At 59.1% G+C, this 1456-nt stretch carries 2 protein-coding genes and 1 pseudogene; 1 reads left to right on the forward strand and 2 read right to left on the reverse strand.

Features of this window, described 5'->3' with window-relative positions; all coding sequences use genetic code 11:
* A pseudogene (locus tag AC1DYI_RS35460) lies at positions 1–169 on the forward strand (IS1595 family transposase); the annotation flags it as partial.
* A gap of 102 nt (positions 170–271) precedes the next feature.
* Here AC1DYI_RS35460 and AC1DYI_RS35465 read toward each other — a convergent pair.
* Both AC1DYI_RS35465 and AC1DYI_RS35470 read right to left on the reverse strand, forming a co-directional pair.
* Positions 272–679: an ACT domain-containing protein gene (locus AC1DYI_RS35465; protein ID WP_477208785.1), complete on the reverse strand. Its 408-nt coding sequence runs from the start codon at positions 677–679 to the stop codon at positions 272–274.
* Between the two features lie 577 nt (positions 680–1256).
* The coding region (locus AC1DYI_RS35470; RefSeq protein WP_477208786.1) for a DUF4259 domain-containing protein at positions 1257–1456 on the reverse strand (200 nt) is incomplete at its 5' end.

Below are 1456 nucleotides of genomic sequence, written 5' to 3' on the forward strand. Positions count from 1 at the left end.
CCATGCCTTCAAGTTCAACAAGTACGCCGAGCGATACCTGGCCGAATATCAGTACCGGTTCAACCGGCGGTTCGATCTCAAGCTCCTGATGCAAAGCCTCATTCGTGCCGCGGTGGCCTGCAAACCGGCGCCCCTTCCATCGCTTCGCATGGCTGAGGATCATCGCTAATCAGGGATGACATAGACGGCTAACGTTCGACGTAAGGGGCGGCCCGCCTGCGGGACGTCCCCTTGACGGAGGGGTTGGGCGTCACGGCGAAAGTGGCACCACTCATAGCATGGATTCCTGCTGCAGAGCCTTGAGCGCCGCTAGCGCCTGCTGCTCTTGCTCAACGGGAACGAAGATGTGGTCGTGAAACGCCCCGGCAACAACATTGCAGCTAATGCCGGCCTTCCCCAAAGCGCTGGCGAAGGCTGCGGTGAGGCCAACAGCTTGGAGATCAGAGTGGACCGTCAAAGTGATCCACGCTGCGCGAAAAAGCACAGCCAAGCCCGCATTGATTGCTTGCTCCTCCGGCAAGACCAGGGTGAGCCCCTCGGACTCAGAGACAGTCGCCACCGGAGAGAAGGCAGAGACATCTGAACCGTGAGGAACAACGCAGTAGGCGTAGACGCCAGCATGCAGCGCGGGCTCCATGGACCTCAGCAGAACAGCGAGGCTTGAGATTGCTTTACTCATGACGCTCAACGTTCGACGTAAGGGGCGGCCCGCTTGCGGGACGTCCCCTTGACGGAGGGGTTAGGCTGCGGGCCTATGGAAGAGACTCTGGGCATTCGGATCCGAACCTTCCTTAACGAGCGCACTAGCGTTGAAATAGCAACGATGGGGCTGGCAATCGACCGGCGCGGACGATCATGGGAAGAGAAGGAGTGCCGCTACTGCGCCGAAGAGAGGAGCTGTAAGAACTGCCAGCTCAACGAGCCTAGCTTTGGAGCGAGGCATGGCAAGGCGCCGATATGCAACTACACCCACCACAAGCGCAAGCACCGATAGTACTGAAGTAACGAGCGCAGCCAAGGTGACGATGCCGATTAGGGGTGTACCGCACACCCAACCCATCGCCTTCTGCATTCCTTCGACCGCAGCGCGCCATTGGATAACCGCCCACGCCGGAGGCACCACGGCCGCAAACAATGCGAAAAAGAGAGAAACGGCACGAAGCATGACGGCCTAACGTTCGAGGTAAGGGGCGGCTTGCGGCTTGCCGCAAGACGTCCCCTTGACGGAGGGGTTAGGCCGACGGTTGCCAGAACACCTATTGACCAAGGCGTGACTCCAACTCAGCGATGCTAGCTAACCATTGCTCAGGCTTGCCTTCTGACCACAGTTGCCAAAGCTCAGACAGCTTGGGATCTTTGACCCGCAGAAGAGCTTGCAGGGCGATCGGCTTCAACTCTGCGAGAGCCTGCTTTGACTGACGTTCAAGCCATGCGCTCAGTTCCTTTGGGAGTGCAC

The organism is Ideonella sp. P3_A4 (assembly GCF_056403075.1).